The organism is Pseudomonas sp. 22515 (assembly GCF_052044625.1).
GTDB classification, from domain to species: Bacteria; Pseudomonadota; Gammaproteobacteria; order Pseudomonadales; family Pseudomonadaceae; genus Aquipseudomonas; species Aquipseudomonas alloputida.
Genome location: NZ_JBQENN010000009.1, coordinates 4,696 through 26,942 on the forward strand (window position 1 = coordinate 4,696; position 22,247 = coordinate 26,942).

Below are 22,247 nucleotides of genomic sequence, written 5' to 3' on the forward strand. Positions count from 1 at the left end.
AGGGCCGCAAAGCGGCCCCAGCTTTTATTTGCCTAGGCCCGCAAGCGGGCAGTGCAATACCAGCCTGGCCCCACCCAATTCGCTTTCGCCGATCTCCAGCCCGAAGCCGGCATGGCGGTGGCCTCCACAGGGATAGCGCACACTTGAAATGTCGCGCCAACCTGTGGGAGCGGGCGTGCCCGCGAAGGGCCGCAAAGCGGCCCCAGCTTTTATTTTCCTAGCCCCGCAAGCGGGCAGTGCAATACCAGCCTGGCCCCACCCAATTCGCTTTCGCCAATCTCCAGCCCGAACCCATGCAGGTCGACAATTGCCGCCACGATCGACAACCCCAGCCCGAAGCCGGCATGGCGGTGGCCTTCATCGCTGCGATAGAACCGTTTCAGTACGGCCGTCCGCTCTTCTTCGGGAATACCTGGCCCGCTATCCTCGATCGCCATGTGCACGCCGTTGTCATCCAGCGTGGCGCTTATGCGCACCCGACCACCCTCGGGCGTAAACTTGATCGCGTTGCCCACCAGATTCGCCAACGCCTCGAACAGCAGTTCGCGATCACCGTGCAGTGCCGGTAGCTGCGCAGGTTGGTGCAATTGCAGTTGAATGCCGCCATCCTCGGCCAATGGCAGGTAAAAATCGTGCAGCTCTACCAGCAGTTCATGCGGGTCAAGCTGGACGAAGCCGGCGCGGCGCTGGCGGTCTTCCAGCTCGCTGATGCGTAACAACCCGCGAAAGCGCGCCATCAAGGTGTCGGTTTCGCCAATGGCCTGGTCCAGCGCTTCGGCTTGCGCAGAATCCACGTCGCTTTGCTGGCGAATACGGTACAGCTGGGCGCGCAGGCGGGTCAGCGGTGTGCGCAGGTCATGGGCAATGTTGTCGCATACACCCTTGACCTCATGCATCAGCCGTTCGATACGGTCAAGCATGGCATTGACGATCGCCGCAAGCATGTCCAGCTCGTCGCGGCGGGCCGACAGTGGCAGGCGGTGGGTCAGGTCGCCGGCGACGATCAGTTCGGCCTGGGCCTGGATCGCCCGTATACGCTTGAGCGGCCTGCGCCGTAGCAGGTACCAACCGGCAAAACCCGGGATCAGGGTCAGCGAGATGCCCCAGAGCAGGGCGTGCAGGATGATCCGGGTAACCACGAACAGCGAGCCATTGTCACGCACCAGCACCAGCCACCGGCCATCCTGTACCTTGATTGCCACCGCGTCGCAGCTGTCGCGGGGCATGCGTGGGTCGTCGGCATCCAGGCAGCGTTCCAACTCATGGATCTTGCCGTCCAGTCTGAGTTCTGGGGGCAAGGCCCGCACGGTGCCGCCAATCGGGTTGAGCTGGCTATCGAACAGGCCGTAGGCGTCAAAGCTGCGCTCCTCGAAGGCCTGGCTGGCAATCAGGGCGTCGTCCAGTTGCTTGCCGCTCATGTGGGCGAACAGGTGCTGGCGCTGCAGCATGGAGTGACGGGTGAGTTTGTTCAGGTAGCTGGAGACCTCGAAGTACAGCACCCCCATGAGGATGCTGCTCCAGGCCACGAACAGAAAGCTGTACAGCGCCAGCAGGCGGCTGGTAGAAGAGCTCCAGCCTTTAGACGGGTTCAGCAATGGCATAGCCGGAGCCCCGTACCGTACGGATCAGCGGCGACTGGCCGGGTGAGTCGATCTTCTTGCGCAGGCGGCCGATGTGCACGTCGATCAGGTTGGTGCCCGGGTCGAAGTGATAGCCCCAGACCTCCTCGAAAATCATCATCCGCGTGATCACCTGGCCGCTGTGGCGCATCAGGTACTCCAGCAGCTTGTACTCGGTGGGCAACAGGTTGAGGGTGTTGTCACCGCGGCGCGCCTCGTGGCTGATCAGGTCCAGCTGCAGATCGGCAACCTGCAAGCGGGTCTGAGTCGTGGGTACGCTGTTACGGCGCAGCAATACCTCGACTCGCGCGGCCATTTCGTCGGAGGCGAACGGCTTGGTCAGGTAGTCGTCCCCGCCTGCACGCAGGCCGCGCACCCGCTCATCGACGTCGGAGAGGGCGCTGATCATCAGGATCGGCGTAGCGATCTTGAGGTTGCGCAGGGTGGTGACGATGGTCAGGCCGTCCACCTCGGGCAGCATGCGGTCCAGGGTGATCAGGTCGTAGCCGCCCGCAATGGCTTTGGCCAGGCCTTCGCGGCCATTGTCGGCCCAATCCACTTCCAGACCGTGGCTGGTCAGTTCGGCGACGATTTCCTGGCCGGTGACGGCGTCGTCTTCGATGGTCAGTACGCGAGGCATGCTGGTTCCTGGGCATCTAATGGAGATCTGATTGTGCCAAAGAATAGACAACCGGCGATTTAAGAAAAATTCATCTAGCGGGCACCGATGCCTTCGGCGTGCATGATCTGCGCAATGATCGGTACCGGTGTCATCAGGTGCGAGCGCATCATGGCGCTGGCAGTTTTGGCATCCCGGGCGAGGATCACCTCGACCAGTGCCGCATGCTCCTGGCGCTTGAGCGCCAGCGCCTGTTCGGAAAACACCGTCTGCGTCAGCCACAGGTGGCGGTAGCGCTCGGCCTGGTCGAACAGGTAGGTGCGTGCCTGCAGCAGGTGCTTGGAGCCGCAGCCTGAGGCAATGGCAGTATGGAACGCCTTGTGCCGCTCGTCCCACACATCCAGCCGCTGCTCGCGGGTTTTCACTTCCACCACCTTGGCCAAGGTATGCGAGTGTGCCAGCACCGACGCCTCCCAGGCGTCGTCGCCGCGCTCGATGGCCAAGGCAATGATCATCGCTTCCAGGTTGGCGCGGGCGTCGTAGATGTCGTTCATCTCATCCAGCGACATGGGCGCTACCCGGTAGCCTTTCTGGCTGATCGCGTTGACCAGGTGCTCGGCCACCAGTTGCGACAGTGCTTCGCGCAGCGGGCCCACACCGAGGTCGTAGCGTTCCTTGAGGGCGCTCATCAATAGCTTTTCACCGGGCTTGAACACCCCGCGGATGATGTCCTTCTTGAGCCTCTCATACCCGCTGAATGCTGAGTTTTGTCGGGGGGCGAGCGCTTCCAAGATCCTGTTCCTCAAAACGTTTTGCCGATCATACCGAAACCCTCTGCCGACGAAAAACAATGGACAAACGCGGTTAGTGTCGTTGAAATATAAAAATGTAGACATTTTTACTTAGTGGCGATATTTTTACCTCGCCCGCACTGATCCAGGTCATGACCGGACGGCGCCACCTACTTTTTTAGCCAGGACACTGCCATGAACGCCTTTACGCAGATCGACGAACTTGTCATGCCGCTGCCGCTCGAACCGCAGGGCTACACCATCGCCCCCTCGAAACAGTCGCCGCGCCTGCTTGAACTGACCTTTGCCCGGGAAACCGTCGAAGCGTTCGTGCAGGCCGTTGCCCAATGGCCGGTGCAGGCATTGGAGTACAAGTCGTTCCTGCGTTTTCGCGTAGGCGAAATCCTTGACGAGCTGTGCCAGGGCACGCTGCGCCCGGTGCTGCTCAACACCATCCTCGACCGCGCCACAGGTGGCATGCTGATTACCCCGATCGGCCTGGACGACGTGAGCCAGGCCGAAGACATGGTCAAGTTCACCACCGCCTGTGCACACCTGATCGGCCGTTCCAACTATGACGCCATGAGTGGCCAGTTCTATGCGCGCTTCGTGGTGGTCAACAGCGACAACTCCGACAGCTACCTGCGCCAGCCGCACCGTGTGATGGAGCTGCACAACGACGGTACGTTCGTGAACCAGATCACCGACTATGTGCTGATGCTGAAGATCGACGAAAAGAACATGGAAGGCGGCAACTCGCTGCTGCTGCACCTGGACGACTGGGAGCAGTGCGAGGCGTTCTTCCGTCACCCGATGGCACGTCGCGAAATGCGCTGGACCGCACCGCCGAGCAAAAAGGTTGCCGAAGATGTGTTCCATTCGGTATTCGACACCGATACCGAAGGCCGGCCGACCATGCGCTACATTGACCAGTTCGTGCAGCCGGAAAACTACGAGGAAGGTATCTGGCTGAACGCCTTGTCCGAGTCGCTGGAAGGCAGCGGCAAGAAGGTCTCGGTACCGGTAGGCGTAGGCAGTTTCCTGCTGATCAACAACCTGTTCTGGCTGCATGGCCGCGATCGCTTCACCCCGCACGAGGGCCTGCGCCGCGAACTGATGCGCCAGCGTGGTTACGTCGCCTTCCCCAAGCCGCTGTACCAGCGCGGGCAATAATGACAGGGCGCGGGGCGGGCGCTCGCCCACGCGTTTTTGCACAAAACAATGCCACCAGGCCCCGTGCGGGCCTTGGTGAGCCTGCCAGGCAATGCCTGCGTGTGAGGTAAGGCTGTGTACGATTTCATCATTATTGGCGGCGGGATTGTGGGCATGTCCACGGCCATGCACCTGATCAAGGTCTACCCGGACGCGAAGATTCTCCTGCTGGAGAAAGAGTCCGGCCCGGCCCGCCATCAGACCGGCCATAACAGTGGCGTGATCCACGCCGGCGTGTATTACACCCCCGGCAGCCTCAAGGCGCGCTTCTGCCTGGAAGGCAACAAGGCGACCAAAGCCTTCTGCACCCGGCACGGCATTCATTTCGATGAGTGCGGCAAGCTGCTGGTCGCCACCAACGATCTGGAAATGCAGCGCATGAAGGCGCTGTGGGAGCGCACGGCGGCCAATGGCCTGGAACGCTACTGGCTGTCGGCTGCCGAGTTGCGCGAGCGTGAGCCCAACATCGTCGGTATGGGGGGCATCTTCGTGCCGTCCAGCGGCATCGTCAACTACGCCCAGGTCACCGCTGCGATGGGCGCAGAGTTCCAGCGTGCCGGCGGCGAAATCCGCTATGGCGCAGAAGTGGTTGGCCTGCAGGAACAGGCAAATGAAGTGATCGTGCGCACCCAGCGCGATGAATTGCGCAGCCGTTTCCTGGTGACCTGCTCGGGGCTGATGGCCGACCGCGTGGTGAGCATGCTCGGTCTGCGTACCGAATTCGTGATCTGCCCGTTCCGTGGCGAATACTACCTGCTGCCCAAGCAGCACAATCAGATCGTCAACCACCTGATCTACCCGATTCCCGACCCGTCGATGCCCTTCCTGGGGGTGCACCTGACCCGCATGATCGACGGCACCGTCACCGTAGGCCCCAACGCCGTGCTGGCGATGAAGCGCGAGGGCTACCGCAAGACCGATGTCAGCCCCAGCGACCTGTTCCAGACCCTGACCACGCCCGGCATCCTCAAGGTGCTGGCGAAGAACTTCCGCCCGGGCCTGATCGAGATGAAGAACTCGCTGTTCAAGGGCGGGTACCTCAAGCAGGTGCAGAAGTACTGCCCGAGCATTACCAAAGCCGACCTCACGCCTTACCCGGCCGGCGTGCGTGCCCAGGCGGTGTCGCGCGACGGCAAGCTGATCGACGATTTCCTGTTCGTCAACACCGCACGCAGTGTCAACGTGTGCAACGCACCGTCGCCAGCTGCTACCTCGGCCATCCCGATCGGCGCCTACATCGTCGAGAAGGTGTGCGAGCAGGTCGGCCTGCAGGGCGGCAGCTTCCCCAAGGCCGACCTGTCGGCCAACCAGAGGGCTGCCAGCTGACACCCCGGTAGCACCTCCTGCGGTTTCGTTTTACTCAACCCGTACTGCCCTGCTCACCATTCAGGGCAGGGCGGGCTTTTTCGCGCCTGCGTCGGTGACGTGCAGCCGGCGGCCCCCGCGTGGGCATGACAAAAACAACAAGGTAGCGCCATGCAAACCCACAAGAACAATTTGAGTCATGGATTGAAATCACGGCATGTCACCATGCTGTCCATTGCCGGCGTGATCGGCGCCGGGCTGTTTGTCGGCTCTGGCCGCGCCATCGCCGAAGCGGGGCCTGCCACCATCCTGGCCTATATCCTGGCGGGCGGCCTGGTGGTGCTGGTGATGCGCATGCTGGCCGAAATGGCGGTTGCCTCCCCGGACACCGGCTCGTTCTCAACCTACGCTGACCTCGCCATCGGCAAATGGGCCGGTTACACCATCGGTTGGCTGTACTGGTGGTTCTGGGTGCTGATCATTCCGATCGAGGCCAATATCGCCGCTACCATCATCAACTCCTGGGTCCCGCAGATGGAGATCTGGGTGTTGTCGTTGGTGATCACGTTGCTGCTGACGGCCACCAACCTGTTCAGCGTGAAGAATTACGGTGAGTTCGAGTTCTGGTTGGCACTGGTCAAGGTGGTGGCCATCGTCAGCTTCATCGCCCTGGGTGTTTGCGCCATTTTCGGCCTGTTGCCGGGGTCCGGCGTCAGCGGCGTCTCGCGCCTGTGGGATACGGGGGGCTTCATGCCCAACGGCTTTGGTGCGGTGCTGAGCGCGATGCTGATCACCATGTTCTCGTTCCTCGGGGCCGAGGTGGTGACCATCGCTGCGGCTGAATCCGACGAGGCGGGCAAGCATATTTCCAAGGCCACCAATTCGGTGATCTGGCGGATAACGCTGTTCTACATCCTGTCGATCTTCATCGTCATCGCATTGGTACCGTGGACCGACCCACGCCTGGCGACCGAAGGCTCTTATGTCACGGTGCTGGACACCCTCGGCGTGCCAAATGCCAAGGCCATCATCGACTTCGTGGTGCTGACGTCGGTGACCAGTTGCCTCAATTCGTCGCTGTACACCGCCTCGCGAATGGTCTATTCGCTTAGCCGCCGTGGTGATGCCCCGGCCTGTGCCCAGATAACCAGCCGCAGTGGTACACCCGTGGTGGCAGTCTTGTTGTCGACGGGGGCTGCCTTCCTGGCGGTGATCGCCAACTACCTGGTGCCGGCTCAGGTGTTTGGCTTCCTCATGGCCAGCTCCGGTGCCATTGCCTTGCTGGTGTATCTGGTCATCGCCATTTCCCAGCTGCGCCTGCGCCAGCGCCTGACGGCACAGGGCAAGACACTGGGTTACCGCATGTGGCTGTTCCCGTGGCTGACCTGGGGCGTGATCCTGTTCATCAGCGGCGTACTGGTATTGATGCTGTTCCGCCCGGATCATCGCCTGGAAGTGGTCTCGACGATGGTGCTGGCGGTGTTGGTGGTGTGCTCGGGGGTGCTGGTGACCCGGCGCCGGGCACGCGGCGGGGCGGTGGCTGGCGTAGGGCAGGGCGCCTGATTCGTCCGGTCTGAAGACAGACGAGCAAGTCGCATCAGGCTGTGAGAGGATGTCCGCCAACAAAGCCAGGACCCTGAACGCAGCCTGATGAAGACACCTAAAAGAATCGAACCGTTGATCGAAGACGGCCTTGTCGACGAAGTACTACGGCCGTTGATGAGTGGCAAGGAAGCCGCTGTGTACGTGGTGCGCTGTGGCAGCGAGGTACGTTGCGCCAAGGTCTATAAAGAAGCCAACAAGCGCAGTTTTCGCCAGGCCGCCGAATACCAGGAGGGCCGCAAGGTACGCAACAGCCGTCAGGCCCGGGCCATGGCCAAGGGCAGCAAGTACGGCCGCAAAGAAGCCGAAGATGCCTGGCAGAACGCCGAAGTGGCAGCGCTGTTCCGTTTGGCCGCCGCAGGTGTGAGGGTGCCCAAGCCTTACGACTTCCAGGACGGCGTGCTCCTGATGGAGCTGGTCACCGATGCCGATGGTGATGCGGCCCCGCGCCTGAACGACGTTCACCTCGAAGCGGAGGATGCCCGCGCGTTCCACGCCTTCGTCATTCGCCAGATCGTGCTGATGCTGTGCGCCGGAATGGTGCATGGCGACCTGTCCGAGTTCAACGTGCTGCTCGGCCCGGACGGGCCGGTGATCATCGACCTGCCGCAGGCAGTGGATGCAGCCGCCAACAACCATGCCTTCAGCATGCTGCAGCGCGATGTGGACAACATGGCCCATTATTTCGGGCGCTTTGCCCCGGAGCTGAAAAGCACCCGCTATGCGCAGGAGATGTGGGCGTTGTACGAGGCCGGCGAGTTGCTGCCCGACAGCCCGTTGACCGGGGTGTTCGAGGATGACGAACATGAAGCTGACGTAACCGGGGTGATGCGCGAGATCGACGCCGCCCGGATGGACGACGCTCGCCGCCGTGCAGCACGCGCCGAGGCTGAGCATGGGCCGGCCAAGGCAGAGGAAGTGACGCCGCCCTGGCTGCAGTAATTTATTCCTGTACCGGCCTCCTCTCGGGTAAACCCGCACCTACGGGATTTGTGGGCGCGGTTTTGCCCGCGAAGAGGCCAACATAGGCAAACCCCGGCCGTTGCCATTGACGCAAGACACAATCTCGTCATTTAGCCTTTTCACTGGCGCGCGACAGGCATAAGGTATACGCCGTTCAAATTCCCTGGAGCTGTCATGTCCAACCAATTCCCGTCCGTTCGTCCCCGCCGCCTGCGCCAGAACGAGTCCCTGCGCACGATCTTCCAGGAAACCGAGTTCCGCCTTGAAGACCTGATCCTGCCGATCTTCGTCGAAGAGGGCATCGATGATTTCGTGCCGATCACCAGCATGCCCGGTGTCAATCGTATCCCCGAGAAACTGTTGGCCCAGGAAATCGAGCGCTATGCCCGCGCCGGTATCAAGTCGGTGATGACCTTTGGCGTATCGCACCACCTGGATGCCGATGGCAGCGACACCTGGAACGAAAACGGCCTGGTTGCGCGCATGTCGCGTATCTGCAAGGACACCGTGCCGGAAATGGTGGTGATGTCCGACACCTGCTTCTGCGAATACACCAGCCACGGCCACTGCGGCGTGCTGCATGACCATGGCGTGGACAACGACGCCACCCTGGCCAACCTGGGCAAGCAGGCCGTCATCGCCGCTGCTGCCGGTGCCGACTTCATTGCCCCCTCGGCGGCGATGGACGGCCAGGTGCAAGCTATCCGCAGCGCGCTGGACGGTGCCGGTTTCCACGACACCGCGATCATGGCCTACTCGACCAAGTTCGCCTCGTCGTTGTATGGCCCGTTCCGTGAGGCCGGCGGCACTGCACTGAAGGGTGACCGCAAAAGTTACCAGATGAACCCGATGAACCGCCGCGAAGCGGTGCGCGAGTCGCTGCTCGACGAGCAGGAAGGCGCGGACGTGCTGATGGTCAAGCCGGCCGGTGCCTACCTTGATGTGATCGCCGACATCCGCGCCGCTTCGCGCCTGCCACTGGCGGCGTACCAGGTGAGTGGCGAGTATGCGATGATCAAGTTCGGTGGCCTGGCCGGTGCCATCGACGAAGGCCGGGTGGTGCGCGAAAGCATTGGCGCAATCAAGCGTGCCGGTGCCGACCTGATCCTGACCTACTTCGCCATGGACCTGGCGCGCGAAGGTATCTGAAGCCAGGCCTTGGGCATGAAAGCCGCTGCCATTGCAGCGGCTTTTCTTTGGGCGCCGTTGGGTGTTGCCGCAAACACACAAAAAAACAGTAAGCGCTGAATTATTTAGTGTCCCGTTGTATCTGATCCCTTAGAGCATTCATCGACAGGGATACGGGTATGAAACCTCGCAAGAAAAGCGTCCAGCCAATCGGCCTGAAGGACATCACCATCGTCGACGACGCCAAGATGAAGAAGGCGATCACGGCCGCCGCGCTGGGCAACGCCATGGAGTGGTTCGACTTTGGGGTATATGGCTTCGTCGCTTATGCCTTGGGCAAGGTGTTTTTCCCCAACGCCGACCCCAGCGTGCAAATGATCGCGGCCTTGGCCACCTTCTCGGTGCCGTTCCTGATCCGGCCCCTTGGCGGGTTGTTCTTCGGCGCCTTGGGCGACAGGTTCGGGCGGCAGAAAATCCTTGCTGCGACCATCGTGATCATGTCCCTGAGCACCTTCGCCATCGGCCTGATACCGTCCTATGCAAGCATTGGTATCTGGGCGCCGATCCTGTTGCTGCTGGCCAAGATGGCCCAGGGCTTTTCGGTGGGTGGCGAATACACCGGTGCCTCGATCTTCGTTGCCGAGTACGCGCCTGACCGCAAGCGCGGCTTTCTCGGTAGCTGGCTGGATTTCGGTTCGATTGCCGGCTTTGTATTGGGCGCAGGGGTGGTGGTGCTCATTTCCACGGTGCTGGGTGAAGAAAAGTTCCTCGAATGGGGTTGGCGCCTGCCGTTTTTCCTGGCCCTGCCGTTGGGCATCATCGGCCTCTACCTGCGCCATGCGCTGGAAGAAACACCTGCGTTCCAGCAGCACGTCGACAAGCTGGAACAGGGCGATCGTGAAGGCCTGGCCTCCGGGCCCAAGGTGTCGTTCAAGGAGGTGGCCACCCAGCACTGGCGCAGCCTGGTGACCTGCATCGGCGTGGTAATCGCCACCAACGTCACCTACTACATGCTGCTTACCTACATGCCCAGCTACCTGTCGCACAACCTGCACTACAGCGAAGACCATGGCGTGCTGATCATCATCGCGATCATGGTCGGCATGCTGTTCGTGCAGCCGATCATCGGTCTGCTCAGCGACAAGTTTGGCCGACGGCCGTTCATCATCGTCGGCAGTGTCGGCCTGCTGGCCTTGGCCATTCCGGCATTCATGCTGATCAACAGTGGGGTGCTTGGGCTTATTTTCGCCGGCCTGCTGATCATTGCCGTGTTGCTGAACTTCTTCATCGGCGTCATGGCCTCGACGCTGCCGGCCATGTTCCCCACGCACATCCGTTACAGCGCCCTGGCCAGCGCCTTCAATATCTCGGTGCTGATCGCCGGCCTTACTCCAACCCTCGCTGCGTGGCTGGTGGAGACCACAAACGACCTGTACATGCCGGCCTATTACCTGATGGTGATCGCTGCTGTCGGCCTGGTCACCGGCCTGACCATGAAGGAAACCGCCAACAAGCCCCTGCGCGGCGCCGCCCCTGCGGCGTCAGACATCGAAGAGGCGCGTGAACTGCTGCAGGAGCACCACGACAACATCGAGCAGAAGATCGAGGACATCGATGCGCAGATCGCCGAGTTGGAAGCCAAGCGCGAAAAACTGGCACAGCAGCACCCGCGTATCGAATGATCAGCGCGGCATGTAGCCACGCTGCCAGGAACGCGGTATGAACCGCGATACCAATGCCAGCACGCAGGCCAGCGCACAACTGCCGGCCAGCGCCTGCAGGCCCAGGTGTTGTTGCAACCAGGCGCCGAGCGCGGCGCCCAGCAACATCCCGGCCCAAGGTATCAACTGGACCCGCCAGCCATTGCGCCGCTCGCCCAGCAGCCAACGCCCCAGGCCGCGGCCGAAACGCGACAGGGCGCCCGTCACGTAAGTCAGGCCAATGGGCAGGCCATTCACCTGTTCCACGACCGCATTGATCATGCCCATGGCCAGCGTGGCCGCCAACAGCGCAGGGAAGGTGGCCGGCAACGGCCACGCTGCCGCGAAAGCCAGCAGTGCGGCAACCACCAACAGCACCGGCCAGGCTCGACGGCGCAATCCGCGAGCCAGGAGCACACCCAGCGCATTGCCCGCAACGAAGCCCAGTACGGCGCCACTGAGGCGTAGCACAAGGGCCAGGTCAGCTTCACTGATGGCCACCGCCAGGCGTGTGGTGTTACCACTCATGAACGACACGAAATCGCCCAGTGCCAGCAAGCCGATGGCATCGGTCATGCCGGCCAGCACCGACAGGGCGGCGACCAGGCCAAGGCCGACGCGACCGCGCATTACCTGCAGGCGCAAACGCCTGGCTGTGCGCGCGGGGAGGGCGTTAGGGAGCATGTGCAGGCCTCAGGGCAACAGGTTTTCGCGGGCCAGGGTACCTTTGATGGTGCGCTCTACCACATCGACCAGCACCATGGTCTGGTGGTCGACCTCGATGTTGAGCAGTTCACCTGTGTGGTAGCTGGCGAAGGTAGTCTGACGCAGGGTTTCCGGGATCAGGTTGATGGTGATCACGTTATCCTCCACGTCAGCGACCGTCAGGCTGCAGCCATTGACCCCGATGAAACCGCGCGGGAACACGTACTTGCCCCATCGCGGCGGCATGCGGAACTTGATGAAGGCGCCGGTTTCCTTGATCGACAGCTCGACGATCTCGGCGGTGGTGGCGATGTGGCCGGCCATCAGGTGGCCGCCGACTTCGGCGTTCATCTTCGCTGAGCGTTCGATGTTCACGCTCCGGCCAGGCTTGAAGCTGCTCAGATTGGTGCGTTCGAGGGTAGCGGTCATGGCGTCGAACCTGACCTGGCTGCCGTCGATTTCGGTCACGGACAGGCAGGTACCTTCGACACTGACGCTGGCACCGATTTTCAGTTCGTCGAGCAGTTCCGGGGTGAGGTCGATGGTGAATTGGTTGTGGCCCGGGTAGGTGGTCACATCAAGCAGAGGGCGCACGGCCTGGACGATGCCGGTGTACATGGAGTTGCTCCTGGGCACGGAAAAGAAAACTTCCGAACGCTATGCCCGTAGCGCCGTAAATGCAAGACCGGCTTCTTGGCTGGCAAGCCGGCTTGCGAGTCTGGCGCCTGCGCGGGGCAGGCGGCGTGCTTGCGGGCGAAACCGGTTTGCCGACGGCAGGGCCACGCCAGATTCAAACATGCCCGCTGCTGTTGACGATCCGCAGGCACAGCGCCTCGTAGGGGTCCAGGTTCACCATCAGGCGCCCGTCCTCGGTCAAATCGCCTTCGACCGTCTCGTTGATCATGTCGACCACCGGCCCAGGTGTGAAGCCGGTCAACAGCAGTTCCTCGGCAATTGCCTCCTGGCCGAAGTTCAGCGCAGTGATCTGGATACCACGCCCGGCTGGCAACTCATGCACCATCACCAGCAGCCCTGGGCTGCGTACCTCAGGTACCAGCACCTGACGGCTGGTGGCGATGCCGTAGGCCTGGCGCACAGCCAGCAGTTTCTTCACCTGGCAGGCAAATGAATCACCCTCGTCCAGCTGGCTGTCGAGGCTGCCGTAAAGCGACCGGGCACGCGGCATGCCACGCACCGAAGCCACCGCCTGTGGGTCAAGCCCGGCCAGGTCATAGCCGCCTCGGTGAATCCAGCGGGTATCGCCGTCGAGCATGCGTTCGGCCACCGCTTCGGCGGGCAAGGGCAGGGCACCGACCAGGTCCCAGCCGGACAAGGCGACTACCCCCGGCTGCATGGCGTTGTACATGACCAGCAGCAGGTGCACCTTCTTGATCAATTCGATATCCGTTGCGCCAATCTGTTCGAGGTCGCGAATACCCAGTGCAGCGGCGATCAGGCTGGCGGTGGTGCAGGCAATGCCGTTGGTCACGAAGCGCAGGTTGTACGGCGCATGTTCTCCCGACAGCCGTTCGTAGATCTCTTCGCGGATATGTTCGCGCAGGATGCTGCCAGGCAGGGTCTGGCCCTTGTACAGGTACATGTCGTGCGCGTGCAGTGTCCAGAAGTGCACCAGCTCCACGGTCAGCTCGTCATGGTTTTGCAGGGCATGGATCAGCGAGGCCGGGTCGATGCCGAAGGCGTGCATCTCCTTGAGCATCAGGCGCAGGAACTCGGTGTCGCCCGTCAGCAGCGCATGCTGGTAGGCCGGCCGGGTAATGAAATCGTAGGACAGGTCGGCACCGCCTCTGGACATCTGCGCAATGTCATCGAGGGTCAGGTTCAGCTCCTGGAAGCTGAAACCGCCGGCCTTGCGGATCATGCCACCGATCAGCTGGTTGCCGACGAGCGACAGCGGGTGGCTTTCCGACCAGGCGGTGCCGCTGGCGCGGGTTTCCACGCCGAGAAAGCCGTTGGCGTCCAGGCGCAGGCCGCGTGCACCCAGGCAGTCCAGCGCGTGCAACGCGTCACCAATGATCATTTGTTGGGCGGCGAAGGTAGGGTCCAGCCAGTTCAGCGAGGGCTGGCCTTCCTTGAAGTAATGCAGGTACACCCAGCGGCGGGTCTTTCCGTCGACGCCTGTGATCGGCGGCGTGGCGCTCCAGTCGGTTTCCTTCACGCCCGGCTCGAAGAAGATTACCCGCTGCAGTTGGCCAACGATGTAATGGCGCGCCTTCAGCTCGTCACACTGAGCTGGCAGTAAATTGACCGCATCGCGCCCGGCGGGCACCTCGGGCAGCAGCGTCCAGTCTTCTTCGCGGATCTCGACCATGTGGTACAGCCCCGGGTAGGGGCCATGGGCGATCTCGGCCAGGCGGAAGTCGGCGCCCTTGCCGGTGTGCGAGGGGATCAGGTCGTCGATGGTCACGGCATTGTGCGCAGCGGCCATGCGGCTCATCTGGATCAGTTCCTGCTCGCTGCCGTACAGCGGGTCGATGTCGAAGCTGATGCGGTCGAAGTTGCCGTCCACACTGGGGGTGAGTTCGCGGCCGCGGATGCCACCGGACAGTTTGATCGGGCCCGTGTGCAGGCCCTGTACGCCGATCTCCGACAGGCGCTTCCACAACGCTTCGTGGGCCAGGGCACCGAGTACCGAGCAGCCCTCGGGCGCGATGATGGCGTCGGGGTAGACGGTCAGCCACACCGAGGCGATTTCGGTGGCGCGGCGGGGCTGGGCCTCGGCGTACGGTTGTTGCCACAGGCGCGACTGGCCTGAGTACAGGCTGGCGCGCGCCTGGGAGGCCTTGAGCATGGCGCGGTCTTCGAGCCATTTGACGTACGACGGGTCGGGCTGGGTCATTTCGCGTCCTCTTTGCGTGTCGGCACCGGCTCAGGTTATGACGGCGCTGCGGCCTGAACGTTCGGCCCGAGATGGGTGTTGGTTTCTTCGCGGGCTTGCAAAGGCAGGCTCAGCGCCGGGCCGACAACTGCTGCGGTGCCAGAAACGCATCATGGAAGTAATTGCGCACCGCCTGCATCGCCGGGCTGAATGCCCGTTCCCGGTGCCAGGCCAACCCCACGCTCATCGGTGTGACCGGGTCGCTGATGCTCACTGTCTCTATACGCTTGCCCTCCAGCGACCACGGCCGGTGCACCAGGTCCGACAGGATCGCCACACCGCTGCCATTGGCGACCATGCTGCGCACGGCCTCCACCGAGCTGGTCCGCACCCTTACGCTTGGCCGTTGCCCGGCCTGCTCCCAGTAGCGCATGGCACTTTGCTCGGCCTCATCCACCGTCAACAGAATGAACGGCTCACAGGCCACATCGGCCAGGCTCACGGCCGAGCGCTCGCACAGTGGGTGATGCCCGGGCAGCCACAGCCGGCGCTCGGAGTTGAACAGGGTTTCCGAGACGATGTCGGGGTGGGTGAGGTTGGCGGTGAGCACCACCGCCATGTCGAAACGCCCCTCCAGCAGGCCTTGCTCGATGGCGCTGCGCTCCTGCTCGTACAGCTCCAGGGTCACGTCCGGATGCCAGTGCTCCAGGCGCTGCAAGTGGTGCGGCAGGAAGTAGCCGATCACCGTGTAACTCGCCGCCAGGCGCAACAGGCCACTGGCGCGCACGTCCGGAAGCGGGCTGTTCAACGCATCGTCGACACTGCGCAGGATGACGTAGGCCCGGTTCAAGAAGTGCCGGCCGGCTTCGGTCAGGCTCATGCCTTGGGCCGAGCGCTGGAACAACAGCACGCCGAGCATCGCTTCCAGCTCCTTGATGGCCGTGGTCACTGCCGACTGGGAGATGTTCAGGTGGATTGCCGCTTGGGAGATCTGGCCGATTTCAGCGGTGGCAACGAAGTAGCGGACCTGGCGCAAGGTGAGTGACACGGTAGGCTCCCGGGGTATCTGATTTTCAGAAGGTACCCCATCTGTTTATAGATCTTCCCAAGGGGGTGTAGAGAATCTAACGTGGCTTGCATGCAGTCACAAGTGCCAGGAGACGCGGTCATGCAAGCAGTGGATTTCAACTCGGACATGGGTGAGGGCTTTGGCCCGTGGACGATTGGCGACGGCGTCGATCACGAACTGATGGGCTACATCAGCAGCGCCAACATCGCCACCGGTTTCCACGCCGGCGACCCCGGCACCATGCGCCGCACCGTCGAGCGCGCCAAGGCCCTTGGGGTTGCGGTGGGAGCACACCCGGGTTTCCGCGACCTGGTCGGCTTTGGCCGCCGGCACATCAATGCCTCGGCGCAGGAACTGGTGGACGACATGCTCTATCAATTGGGCGCGCTGCGTGAAATCGCTCGTGCCCAGGGCGTGCGCCTGCAGCACATCAAGCCGCATGGGGCGCTGTACATGCACTTGGCGCGTGACGAAGAAGCGGCGCGCTTGCTGGTGCAGAACCTGCGGGTGATCGAGCCCGAGTTGCTGCTGTACTGCATGCCGGGTTCGGTGATCTGCCGCATTGCCCAGGAACTGGGGCAGCCGGTGATTCGCGAGTTCTATGCCGACCGCGAGTACGACCTGAGCGGGTCGATCGTGTTTACCCGCAATGTGCGTGGCTACGAGCCCCAGGCCGTTGCCGAGCGGGTGCTGCGTGCTTGCCGGCAAGGCGTGGTGCGCACGGTCGAAGGCCAGGACCTGGCGATCGAATTCGATTCCATTTGCCTGCACAGTGACACCCCGGGCGCCCTGGACCTGGTCGAGGCCACGCGCAGGGCACTGGATGCGGCCGGCATCGTGGTGCGGGCACCGCGCTGAACCCGTCAGGCATCCGGCAAACCGACACGCCGGAGCCCGTGTATCTTGTTTTCGCCTGCCTTTCTATAAAGATTTCAAGAAAAGGAACTGTCATGGCCGAACCGCTTGCTACAACCCCGATCCGTTACAGCTTCGGCGCCGACGAGCACCTGTTTGCCGAAGTCAGCGAAAGCATGTCGCTGGAGGCCTTTTTCAAGGGTATGGCCGTCACCCGTGCGGTGGAGCGCATGGCCCTGGATGGCGTACTTGATGTGTGCCTGGCCAATGCGTCGTTCCAGGTCCGCTTCGACCCGGACCGTATCGCCCCCGAGGCACTGCTCGAAGCCGTGCGCGGCGCCGAGGCGCAGGCGGTGGCCGAGCGTTCGTTGCAGACGCGGATCATCGAGATCCCGGTGCTGTACAACGACCCCTGGACCCATGAAACCCTGATGCGCTTTCGGGATCGCCACCAGGACCCGACCAGCACTGACCTGGAGTACGCCGCGCGCATCAACGGCCTGGCCGATGTCGAGGCCTTCATCGCCGCCCACAGTGGCGCGCCATGGTTCGTGTCGATGGTGGGCTTTGTCGCCGGCCTGCCGTTCATGTTCCAGATGGTCGAGCGCGAGCGGCAGCTGCAGGTGCCCAAGTACCTGCGACCCCGTACCGACACGCCCAAGCTCACCCTGGGCCATGGCGGCTGCTTTGGTTGCATCTACTCGGTGCGCGGGGCGGGGGGCTACCAGATGTTCGGCGTCACCCCGGCACCGATCTACGACCCGCAGCAGACCTTGAATTACCTGAAAGAGCACATGGTGTTCTTCCGCCCGGGTGACATCGTGCAGTTCAAGCCTATCGACCGCCGCACCTACGACCAGGCGGTGGCGGAAGTGGAGGATGGCTGCTTCGACCTGCGCATTCGCCCGGTGGCGTTTTCCCTGGACGCCTTCCTCGCCGACCCGGTCGGCTACCCCAAATCGTTGCAGGAGGTGCTGGCATGATCAAGGTACTCAAACCGGGGCTGGCCACTTCTGTACAGGACCTGGGCCGCGAAGGTTACTACCACCTGGGTATCCCACCGTCCGGCGCACTCGACCAGTACGCCTTGAGCGCAGCCAATCACCTGGTGGGCAACCCGGCCGGCGCTGCGGGCCTGGAGTGTGCGCTGGTGGGGCCGGAGCTGGAGTTCCAGCAGGACGCACTGGTCGCTGTGTGCGGTGCGCAGATGCCAGCGTTGCTCGATGGCCGCGAGCAGCGCCCGGACACGGCGTTTGCCGTGCGGGCCGGGCAAGTGTTGCGTTTCGGCTTTCCAACAGCGGGCGCCCGGGCCTACCTGGCAGTGGCCGGAGGCATCGATGTGCCCGAGGTACTGGGTAGCCGGTCCACCTACGCGCTGGGCGCGTTGGGTGGCTTTCATGGGCGCAAACTGATGGCGGGCGACCTGCTGCCGGTCGGCGTGCCCAGCGGCAAGACCCGTGCCGGTGCAAGTTTGCCCATGGCCCTGCGTCAGGCCCTGGGGGGCGAGGTGGTGTTGCGGGTGGTGCCTGGGCTGTACTTCCACCGCCTGACCGAAGCTGCAGCGCAACGTTTCTTCACCGACGCCTGGACCGTTGGCTCCGAAGCGGACCGTATCGGTTATCGCTACAAAGGCGGCAGCGCCTTGAGTTTCCAACCGCGCGAGCAGCCGTTCGGTGCGGGGTCGGACCCGTCCAATATCGTCGACAGCTGCTACCCGATCGGATCGATCCAGGTGCCGGCAGGGTTGGAACCGATCATCCTGCATCGCGATGCAGTGTCGGGGGGCGGCTACGCCATGATCGGCACGGTGATCAGTGCCGACCTCGACCTGATCGGGCAGATGCAGCCCAACCAGCAGGCGCGGTTCCTGCCGGTGAGCCTGGAGCAGGCACTGGAGGCGCGGCGTTCGTACAAGAAGAAGCTGGCCTGCCTGGCCAGGCTCTTCAGTTGAGCATGATGTTTTCGCTGTAGCTGCGGCCTTGTGTCTCGACGGGGCCGCAACAGGCTCCGCGGCTACACCGAGCGCGCAGGCTTACTGATGGTCTTGCCGGTTTGCGAGGCCACCTCAAGGGCTTGGCCGTCCCGCTGTTTGCCTTGGCGCGCCAGGCCTTCAAGCTGCGGTATCAGCATGCCTTCCGGCAAATGCCGCCAGAACCGCCCTGGCATGTGCAGGCGCAAGGCATCCGGGTTGAGGCGGGCCGGGTTGAAGGTATGGCGGTAGTAGGTGCGCCAGAGTTCGGCGCCGGGGTCTTCGGCGTTGCGGGCCCACTGGCGCCAGGGCTCGGGGCACTGTCGCTGGTAGTCGAACGACTGGCCGTCGAAGCGAATGCCATCCTGTGGCGTGGCAATCAACCAGCGCAAACGCCCCAGGCGATCGGCAAAATGCGCGCTGGCATTGTGCAGAATGTCGTGTGCCGGCTCGTGATAGGCCACCAGCTCCAGTTGCAAGTGCTCAGCCAGTTCATCAGGCAGCGGCACGAAGCGTACAAACGCGTGCAAGTGATGTGCCTCGCGGGTTACCTGCTTGATGCGCCGTTGCAGCTCACTGCCCAGCCGGTCACCGGCCAGCATTGCCGTGCGGTCGCCATGGGCGACGCGCCACAGCACTTCATACAGCAGGTTCCAGCGCTGTTCGCCACGGTAGCGAGAGGCCTGCTCCAACTGGCTCAGCAGTGCGGCCGGGACTTTGGCCCGGAAAGGGCCAGGCCCTTCAGGCGGCGCTGCCGGCACGGCCAGCAGGTCCGCCATCGGGCCTTGCGACCAGGTGACTTCCGACGGGTCGATGCCATGGCTCAACAACACCCGGGCCTGGTCGCGCCAGGTGGCGAACAGGTCGTCGCAGTCGAGTGCGATCACCCCCATAACCCCATCTGCACGGGCGCTGGCGGCTCACTCAAGCGCGCGCGCAGCAAGCCGCTGCGCAGCTCGGCCTGGGCAGGGCGGTAGTCGCTGGTGACGATGAACGGCCGTGCCTTGTCCAGCACGCAGCGCAGCTGGATCAGGTCGTCATAACGGATGCGCCGCTCCCGGCGCAGGGAGACCAGGCGCTGTACGCTGCGCAGGCCGATGCCGGGGATACGCGCCAGTAGCGCAGGTTCCGCGCGGTTCACGTCCAGCGGGAAGACTTCGCGGTTGGCCAGCGCCCAGGCCAGCTTGGGGTCGATGTCCAGTGCCAGGTTACCGCTGTGGCCCAGCAGCTCGCCAGCCTTGTAGCCATAGCCACGCAGCAGGAAGTCGGCTTGATACAGGCGGTGTTCGCGCAGCAGCGGTGGTGCGGCGAGGGGCACGCTGCCGGGGCTGTCGGGGATCGGGCTGAAGGCGGAGTAGTACACGCGCTTGAGGCCGTAGCCCTGGTACAGCGACTCGGCATTGCGCAGCAAGGTACTGTCGTCGGTGCTGTCGGCGCCGACGATGACTTGAGTGCTCTGCCCGGCCGGGGTAAAGCGCGGCGCCCTGGGCTCGTTGGCCACGGCCTGCTGGCCCTGCTGAATCACGCCCATGGCCTGGCGAATGGTGTGCCCTTGCTTTTCTGGCGCCAGGCGCTTGAGGCTGGCGTCGGTGGGCAGTTCGATGTTGACGCTGAGGCGGTCGGCCAGGCGCCCGGCTTCTTCGATCAGCAGCGGGTCGGCATCGGGGATGGCCTTGAGGTGGATGTAGCCGCGGAAGCTGTGCTCTTCGCGCAGCAGCCGGGCCACACGGATCAGCTGCTCCATGGTGTAGTCCGCCGAGCGGATGATGCCGGAGCTGAGGAACAGGCCGCTGATGCAGTTGCGCCGGTAGAAGTCCAGGGTCAGGCGTACCACTTCCTCGGGGCTGAAGCGCGCGCGTGGCACGTTGCTGGAGCGGCGGTTGACGCAGTACTGGCAGTCATACAGGCAGAAGTTGGTCAGCAGTACCTTGAGCAGTGATACGCAGCGGCCGTCGGGGGTGTAGCTGTGACAGATACCCATGCCATTGGTAGCACCCAGGCCGTCAGCGCCGCGCGAGTTACGCTTGGGCGCGCCGCTGCTGGCGCAAGATGCGTCGTACTTGGCGGCATCGGCCAGGATGCCGAGTTTGGCGATGAGTTGCATGGCGCGATCTCGCAATACTGAATATTCATACAGTATTTTGAGATTTGATGGATTGCAAGCAGTTTGCGCCAGCCATGCCCGACCCTAACCGTCAGCTAAGCTTTGGCTGAGTCTTGCAGGGCAACGAGGCATGGGAGAGGTTATGAAGATCACCATCAAGCCAACATTGGCGCTGGCCGGTCTGGCGTGGGCAATCGCTATGCTCAATGCCCAGGCTGCAGAAACCCGAAAGGTCGATGTGCTGCTGGTAGGCGGCGGCATCATGAGTTCCACCTTGGCTGTGTGGCTCAACGAACTGGAACCCGGCTGGTCGATGGAAATGGTCGAGCGCCTGGACAAGGTGGCCGAAGAAAGCTCCAACGGCTGGAACAATGCGGGTACCGGCCACTCGGCCCTGGCTGAGCTGAACTACACGCCGGAAAAAGACGGCAAGATCGACATCAGCAAAGCGGTGGAAATCAACGAATCTTTCCAGGTGACCCGGCAGTTCCTTGCCTGGCAAGTGAAACAGGGCGTGCTGAAAAACCCGCATTCGTTCATCAACACCACCCCGCACATGAGCTTTGTCTGGGGCGATGACAATATCCGCTTCCTGAAGAAGCGCTACGAGGCGCTGCAGGCCAGCCCCCTGTTCAAACCCATGCAGTATTCCGAAGACCACGAGCAGATCCGCAAGTGGGTACCCTTGATGATGGAAGGGCGTGACCCCAATCAGAAGCTGGCCGTGACCTGGACGCCGATCGGCACCGACGTCAACTTTGGCGAGATCACCCGGCAGTATGTGGGTTACCTGCAGACGCGGCCGAACTTCGATCTCAAGCTGTCGAGCGAAGTGCAGGACATCACCCGTAACGACGACGGTTCCTGGCACGTCGAGTACAAGAACCTGAAGAATGGCAGCAAGGCAGCCACCGATGCCCGGTTCCTGTTCATCGGCGCTGGCGGGGCGGCACTGCCGCTGCTGCAGAAGTCGGGTATCGACGAGGCCAAGGACTATGGCGGCTTCCCGGTCGGTGGCTCGTTCCTGGTCACTGACAACCCGGCTATCGCCCAGCGTCACATGGCCAAGGCCTATGGCATTGCCGCAACCGGTGCGCCGCCCATGTCGGTGCCGCACCTGGACACCCGGGTACTTGATGGCAAGCGCCTGATCCTGTTTGGGCCGTTCGCCACCTTCTCGACCAAGTTCCTCAAGCAGGGCTCATTGCTTGACCTGCTCGCCAGTACCAGCGTGCACAATGCCTGGCCGATGGTGCGGGTAGGGGTACGCGAGTTCGACCTGGTGCAGTACCTGATCGGGCAGGTGCTGCAATCGGACGATGACCGCTTCGAAGCGCTGCGCACCTACTTCCCCGAGGCGAAGAAAGAAGACTGGCGGCTGTGGCAGGCGGGCCAGCGGGTGCAAATCATCAAGAAAGACGAAGCGTTGGGCGGTGTGCTCAAGCTCGGTACCGAGGTGGTGACGTCCAGGGACGGCAGTATCGCCGGCTTGCTGGGGGCCTCTCCCGGTGCGTCGACCGCTGCGCCTATCATGCTCGACGTGTTGAACAAGGTGTTCAAGAACAAGGTGGCGTCGCCCGAGTGGCAGGCCAAGATCAAACAGATCATCCCGTCCTATGGCATCCGCCTGAACGACCACCCGGATCAGCTAGAGAAGGAGTGGGCATATACCAACGAGGTGCTGCAGCTTGAGCCGCCTGTCAGTCCACAGCGCCCTGAGTCCATAAGACCGGCTGACAGCCAGGGAGTGGCCAGCCGGTAATCATTGCA

19 protein-coding genes are annotated in these 22,247 nt (G+C 62.9%); 10 read left to right on the forward strand and 9 right to left on the reverse strand.

All coding sequences use genetic code 11. The features are described 5' to 3' along the window. Positions 1-209: 209 nt before the first annotated feature. The 3 genes from ACTJJN_RS10390 to csiR all read right to left on the reverse strand — a co-directional run bounded on the left by ACTJJN_RS10390 (position 210) and on the right by csiR (position 3,029). Entirely contained in the window at positions 210-1,601 is a 1,392-nt protein-coding gene (locus ACTJJN_RS10390) for a sensor histidine kinase (protein ID WP_017147660.1), read from the reverse strand. Continuing rightward, entirely contained in the window at positions 1,579-2,259 is a 681-nt protein-coding gene (locus ACTJJN_RS10395) for a response regulator transcription factor (RefSeq protein ID WP_010953809.1), read from the reverse strand. Before ACTJJN_RS10395 ends, ACTJJN_RS10390 begins: the two co-directional genes overlap by 23 nt. Positions 2,260-2,333: 74 nt before the next feature. Continuing rightward, entirely contained in the window at positions 2,334-3,029 is a 696-nt protein-coding gene (gene csiR, locus ACTJJN_RS10400) for a DNA-binding transcriptional regulator CsiR (protein ID WP_003248079.1), read from the reverse strand. A gap of 195 nt (positions 3,030-3,224) precedes the next feature. Here csiR and glaH point away from each other — a divergent pair, with 195 nt between their 5' ends. From glaH to proP, 6 genes are all read left to right on the forward strand, one after another. Further along, complete coding sequence (gene glaH / locus ACTJJN_RS10405; protein ID WP_003248080.1) at positions 3,225-4,202, forward strand: glutarate dioxygenase GlaH; 978 nt, start codon at positions 3,225-3,227, stop codon at positions 4,200-4,202. Positions 4,203-4,316: 114 nt separating this feature from the next. Further along, positions 4,317-5,567, forward strand: coding sequence for an L-2-hydroxyglutarate oxidase (gene lhgO / locus ACTJJN_RS10410; RefSeq protein WP_003248081.1), 1,251 nt, complete (start codon positions 4,317-4,319; stop codon positions 5,565-5,567). 150 nt (positions 5,568-5,717) lie between these two features. After that, positions 5,718-7,109, forward strand: a complete 1,392-nt coding sequence (gene gabP, locus ACTJJN_RS10415; RefSeq protein ID WP_012052530.1) for a GABA permease — start codon at positions 5,718-5,720, stop codon at positions 7,107-7,109. An 87-nt stretch (positions 7,110-7,196) separates the two neighbouring features. After that, positions 7,197-8,090 (forward strand): PA4780 family RIO1-like protein kinase, encoded by an 894-nt coding sequence (locus tag ACTJJN_RS10420; protein ID WP_003248085.1) that lies wholly within the window; start codon positions 7,197-7,199, stop codon positions 8,088-8,090. Positions 8,091-8,285: 195 nt separating this feature from the next. After that, a complete protein-coding gene (gene hemB / locus ACTJJN_RS10425) occupies positions 8,286-9,260 on the forward strand; it encodes a porphobilinogen synthase (RefSeq protein WP_010953815.1) in 975 nt (324 codons plus the stop codon). Between the two features lie 158 nt (positions 9,261-9,418). Continuing rightward, positions 9,419-10,921, forward strand: a complete 1,503-nt coding sequence (gene proP / locus ACTJJN_RS10430; RefSeq protein WP_003248089.1) for a glycine betaine/L-proline transporter ProP — start codon at positions 9,419-9,421, stop codon at positions 10,919-10,921. Here proP and ACTJJN_RS10435 read toward each other — a convergent pair whose 3' ends face one another. The 4 genes from ACTJJN_RS10435 to ACTJJN_RS10450 form a co-directional block, all read right to left on the reverse strand. Beyond that, complete coding sequence (locus tag ACTJJN_RS10435) at positions 10,922-11,623, reverse strand: YoaK family protein (RefSeq protein WP_003248091.1); 702 nt, start codon at positions 11,621-11,623, stop codon at positions 10,922-10,924. 9 nt (positions 11,624-11,632) lie between these two features. Further along, positions 11,633-12,262: a riboflavin synthase gene (locus ACTJJN_RS10440; protein ID WP_003248093.1), complete on the reverse strand. Its 630-nt coding sequence runs from the start codon at positions 12,260-12,262 to the stop codon at positions 11,633-11,635. 172 nt (positions 12,263-12,434) lie between these two features. After that, positions 12,435-14,501, reverse strand: a complete 2,067-nt coding sequence (gene treS, locus ACTJJN_RS10445) for a maltose alpha-D-glucosyltransferase (RefSeq protein WP_012052528.1) — start codon at positions 14,499-14,501, stop codon at positions 12,435-12,437. A gap of 109 nt (positions 14,502-14,610) precedes the next feature. Beyond that, positions 14,611-15,528, reverse strand: coding sequence for a LysR family transcriptional regulator (locus tag ACTJJN_RS10450; protein WP_108191027.1), 918 nt, complete (start codon positions 15,526-15,528; stop codon positions 14,611-14,613). Positions 15,529-15,648: 120 nt separating this feature from the next. Between ACTJJN_RS10450 and ACTJJN_RS10455 the strand changes: the two genes are divergently transcribed. From ACTJJN_RS10455 to ACTJJN_RS10465, 3 genes are all read left to right on the forward strand, one after another. Next, the gene (locus tag ACTJJN_RS10455) at positions 15,649-16,407 is read left to right on the forward strand and encodes a 5-oxoprolinase subunit PxpA (protein WP_409263810.1); all 759 of its coding nucleotides are present in this window, start codon (positions 15,649-15,651) and stop codon (positions 16,405-16,407) included. A gap of 92 nt (positions 16,408-16,499) precedes the next feature. Further along, positions 16,500-17,387 (forward strand): 5-oxoprolinase subunit B family protein, encoded by an 888-nt coding sequence (locus ACTJJN_RS10460; protein WP_049586156.1) that lies wholly within the window; start codon positions 16,500-16,502, stop codon positions 17,385-17,387. Continuing rightward, positions 17,384-18,355 (forward strand): biotin-dependent carboxyltransferase family protein, encoded by a 972-nt coding sequence (locus ACTJJN_RS10465; protein WP_014861077.1) that lies wholly within the window; start codon positions 17,384-17,386, stop codon positions 18,353-18,355. Before ACTJJN_RS10460 ends, ACTJJN_RS10465 begins: the two co-directional genes overlap by 4 nt. A 62-nt stretch (positions 18,356-18,417) precedes the next feature. On the opposite strand, the gene ACTJJN_RS10470 is transcribed toward ACTJJN_RS10465, so the two are convergent. Both ACTJJN_RS10470 and ACTJJN_RS10475 read right to left on the reverse strand, forming a co-directional pair. Further along, entirely contained in the window at positions 18,418-19,266 is an 849-nt protein-coding gene (locus tag ACTJJN_RS10470; RefSeq protein ID WP_440781226.1) for a TIGR03915 family putative DNA repair protein, read from the reverse strand. After that, positions 19,257-20,477, reverse strand: coding sequence for a putative DNA modification/repair radical SAM protein (locus ACTJJN_RS10475; protein WP_440781227.1), 1,221 nt, complete (start codon positions 20,475-20,477; stop codon positions 19,257-19,259). Before ACTJJN_RS10475 ends, ACTJJN_RS10470 begins: the two co-directional genes overlap by 10 nt. Positions 20,478-20,619: 142 nt before the next feature. Between ACTJJN_RS10475 and mqo the strand changes: the two genes are divergently transcribed. Then, positions 20,620-22,239: a malate dehydrogenase (quinone) gene (gene mqo, locus ACTJJN_RS10480; RefSeq protein WP_012052522.1), complete on the forward strand. Its 1,620-nt coding sequence runs from the start codon at positions 20,620-20,622 to the stop codon at positions 22,237-22,239. Positions 22,240-22,247: the final 8 nt, after the last annotated feature.

Excerpts from the sequence above, each read along its gene's own strand:
- ACTJJN_RS10390 (WP_017147660.1), bottom strand. The coding sequence starts at position 1,601 with ATGCCATTGCTGAACCCGTCTAAAGGCTGGAGCTCTTCTACCAGCCGC.
- ACTJJN_RS10395 (WP_010953809.1), bottom strand. The coding sequence starts at position 2,259 with ATGCCTCGCGTACTGACCATCGAAGACGACGCCGTCACCGGCCAGGAA.
- glaH (WP_003248080.1), top strand. The coding sequence starts at position 3,225 with ATGAACGCCTTTACGCAGATCGACGAACTTGTCATGCCGCTGCCGCTC.
- gabP (WP_012052530.1), top strand. The coding sequence starts at position 5,718 with ATGCAAACCCACAAGAACAATTTGAGTCATGGATTGAAATCACGGCAT.
- ACTJJN_RS10420 (WP_003248085.1), top strand. The coding sequence starts at position 7,197 with ATGAAGACACCTAAAAGAATCGAACCGTTGATCGAAGACGGCCTTGTC.
- hemB (WP_010953815.1), top strand. The coding sequence starts at position 8,286 with ATGTCCAACCAATTCCCGTCCGTTCGTCCCCGCCGCCTGCGCCAGAAC.
- proP (WP_003248089.1), top strand. The coding sequence starts at position 9,419 with ATGAAACCTCGCAAGAAAAGCGTCCAGCCAATCGGCCTGAAGGACATC.
- ACTJJN_RS10435 (WP_003248091.1), bottom strand. The coding sequence starts at position 11,623 with ATGCTCCCTAACGCCCTCCCCGCGCGCACAGCCAGGCGTTTGCGCCTG.
- ACTJJN_RS10440 (WP_003248093.1), bottom strand. The coding sequence starts at position 12,262 with ATGTACACCGGCATCGTCCAGGCCGTGCGCCCTCTGCTTGATGTGACC.
- treS (WP_012052528.1), bottom strand. The coding sequence starts at position 14,501 with ATGACCCAGCCCGACCCGTCGTACGTCAAATGGCTCGAAGACCGCGCC.
- ACTJJN_RS10455 (WP_409263810.1), top strand. The coding sequence starts at position 15,649 with ATGCAAGCAGTGGATTTCAACTCGGACATGGGTGAGGGCTTTGGCCCG.
- ACTJJN_RS10460 (WP_049586156.1), top strand. The coding sequence starts at position 16,500 with ATGGCCGAACCGCTTGCTACAACCCCGATCCGTTACAGCTTCGGCGCC.
- ACTJJN_RS10465 (WP_014861077.1), top strand. The coding sequence starts at position 17,384 with ATGATCAAGGTACTCAAACCGGGGCTGGCCACTTCTGTACAGGACCTG.
- ACTJJN_RS10470 (WP_440781226.1), bottom strand. The coding sequence starts at position 19,266 with ATGGGGGTGATCGCACTCGACTGCGACGACCTGTTCGCCACCTGGCGC.
- ACTJJN_RS10475 (WP_440781227.1), bottom strand. The coding sequence starts at position 20,477 with ATGCAACTCATCGCCAAACTCGGCATCCTGGCCGATGCCGCCAAGTAC.
- mqo (WP_012052522.1), top strand. The coding sequence starts at position 20,620 with ATGAAGATCACCATCAAGCCAACATTGGCGCTGGCCGGTCTGGCGTGG.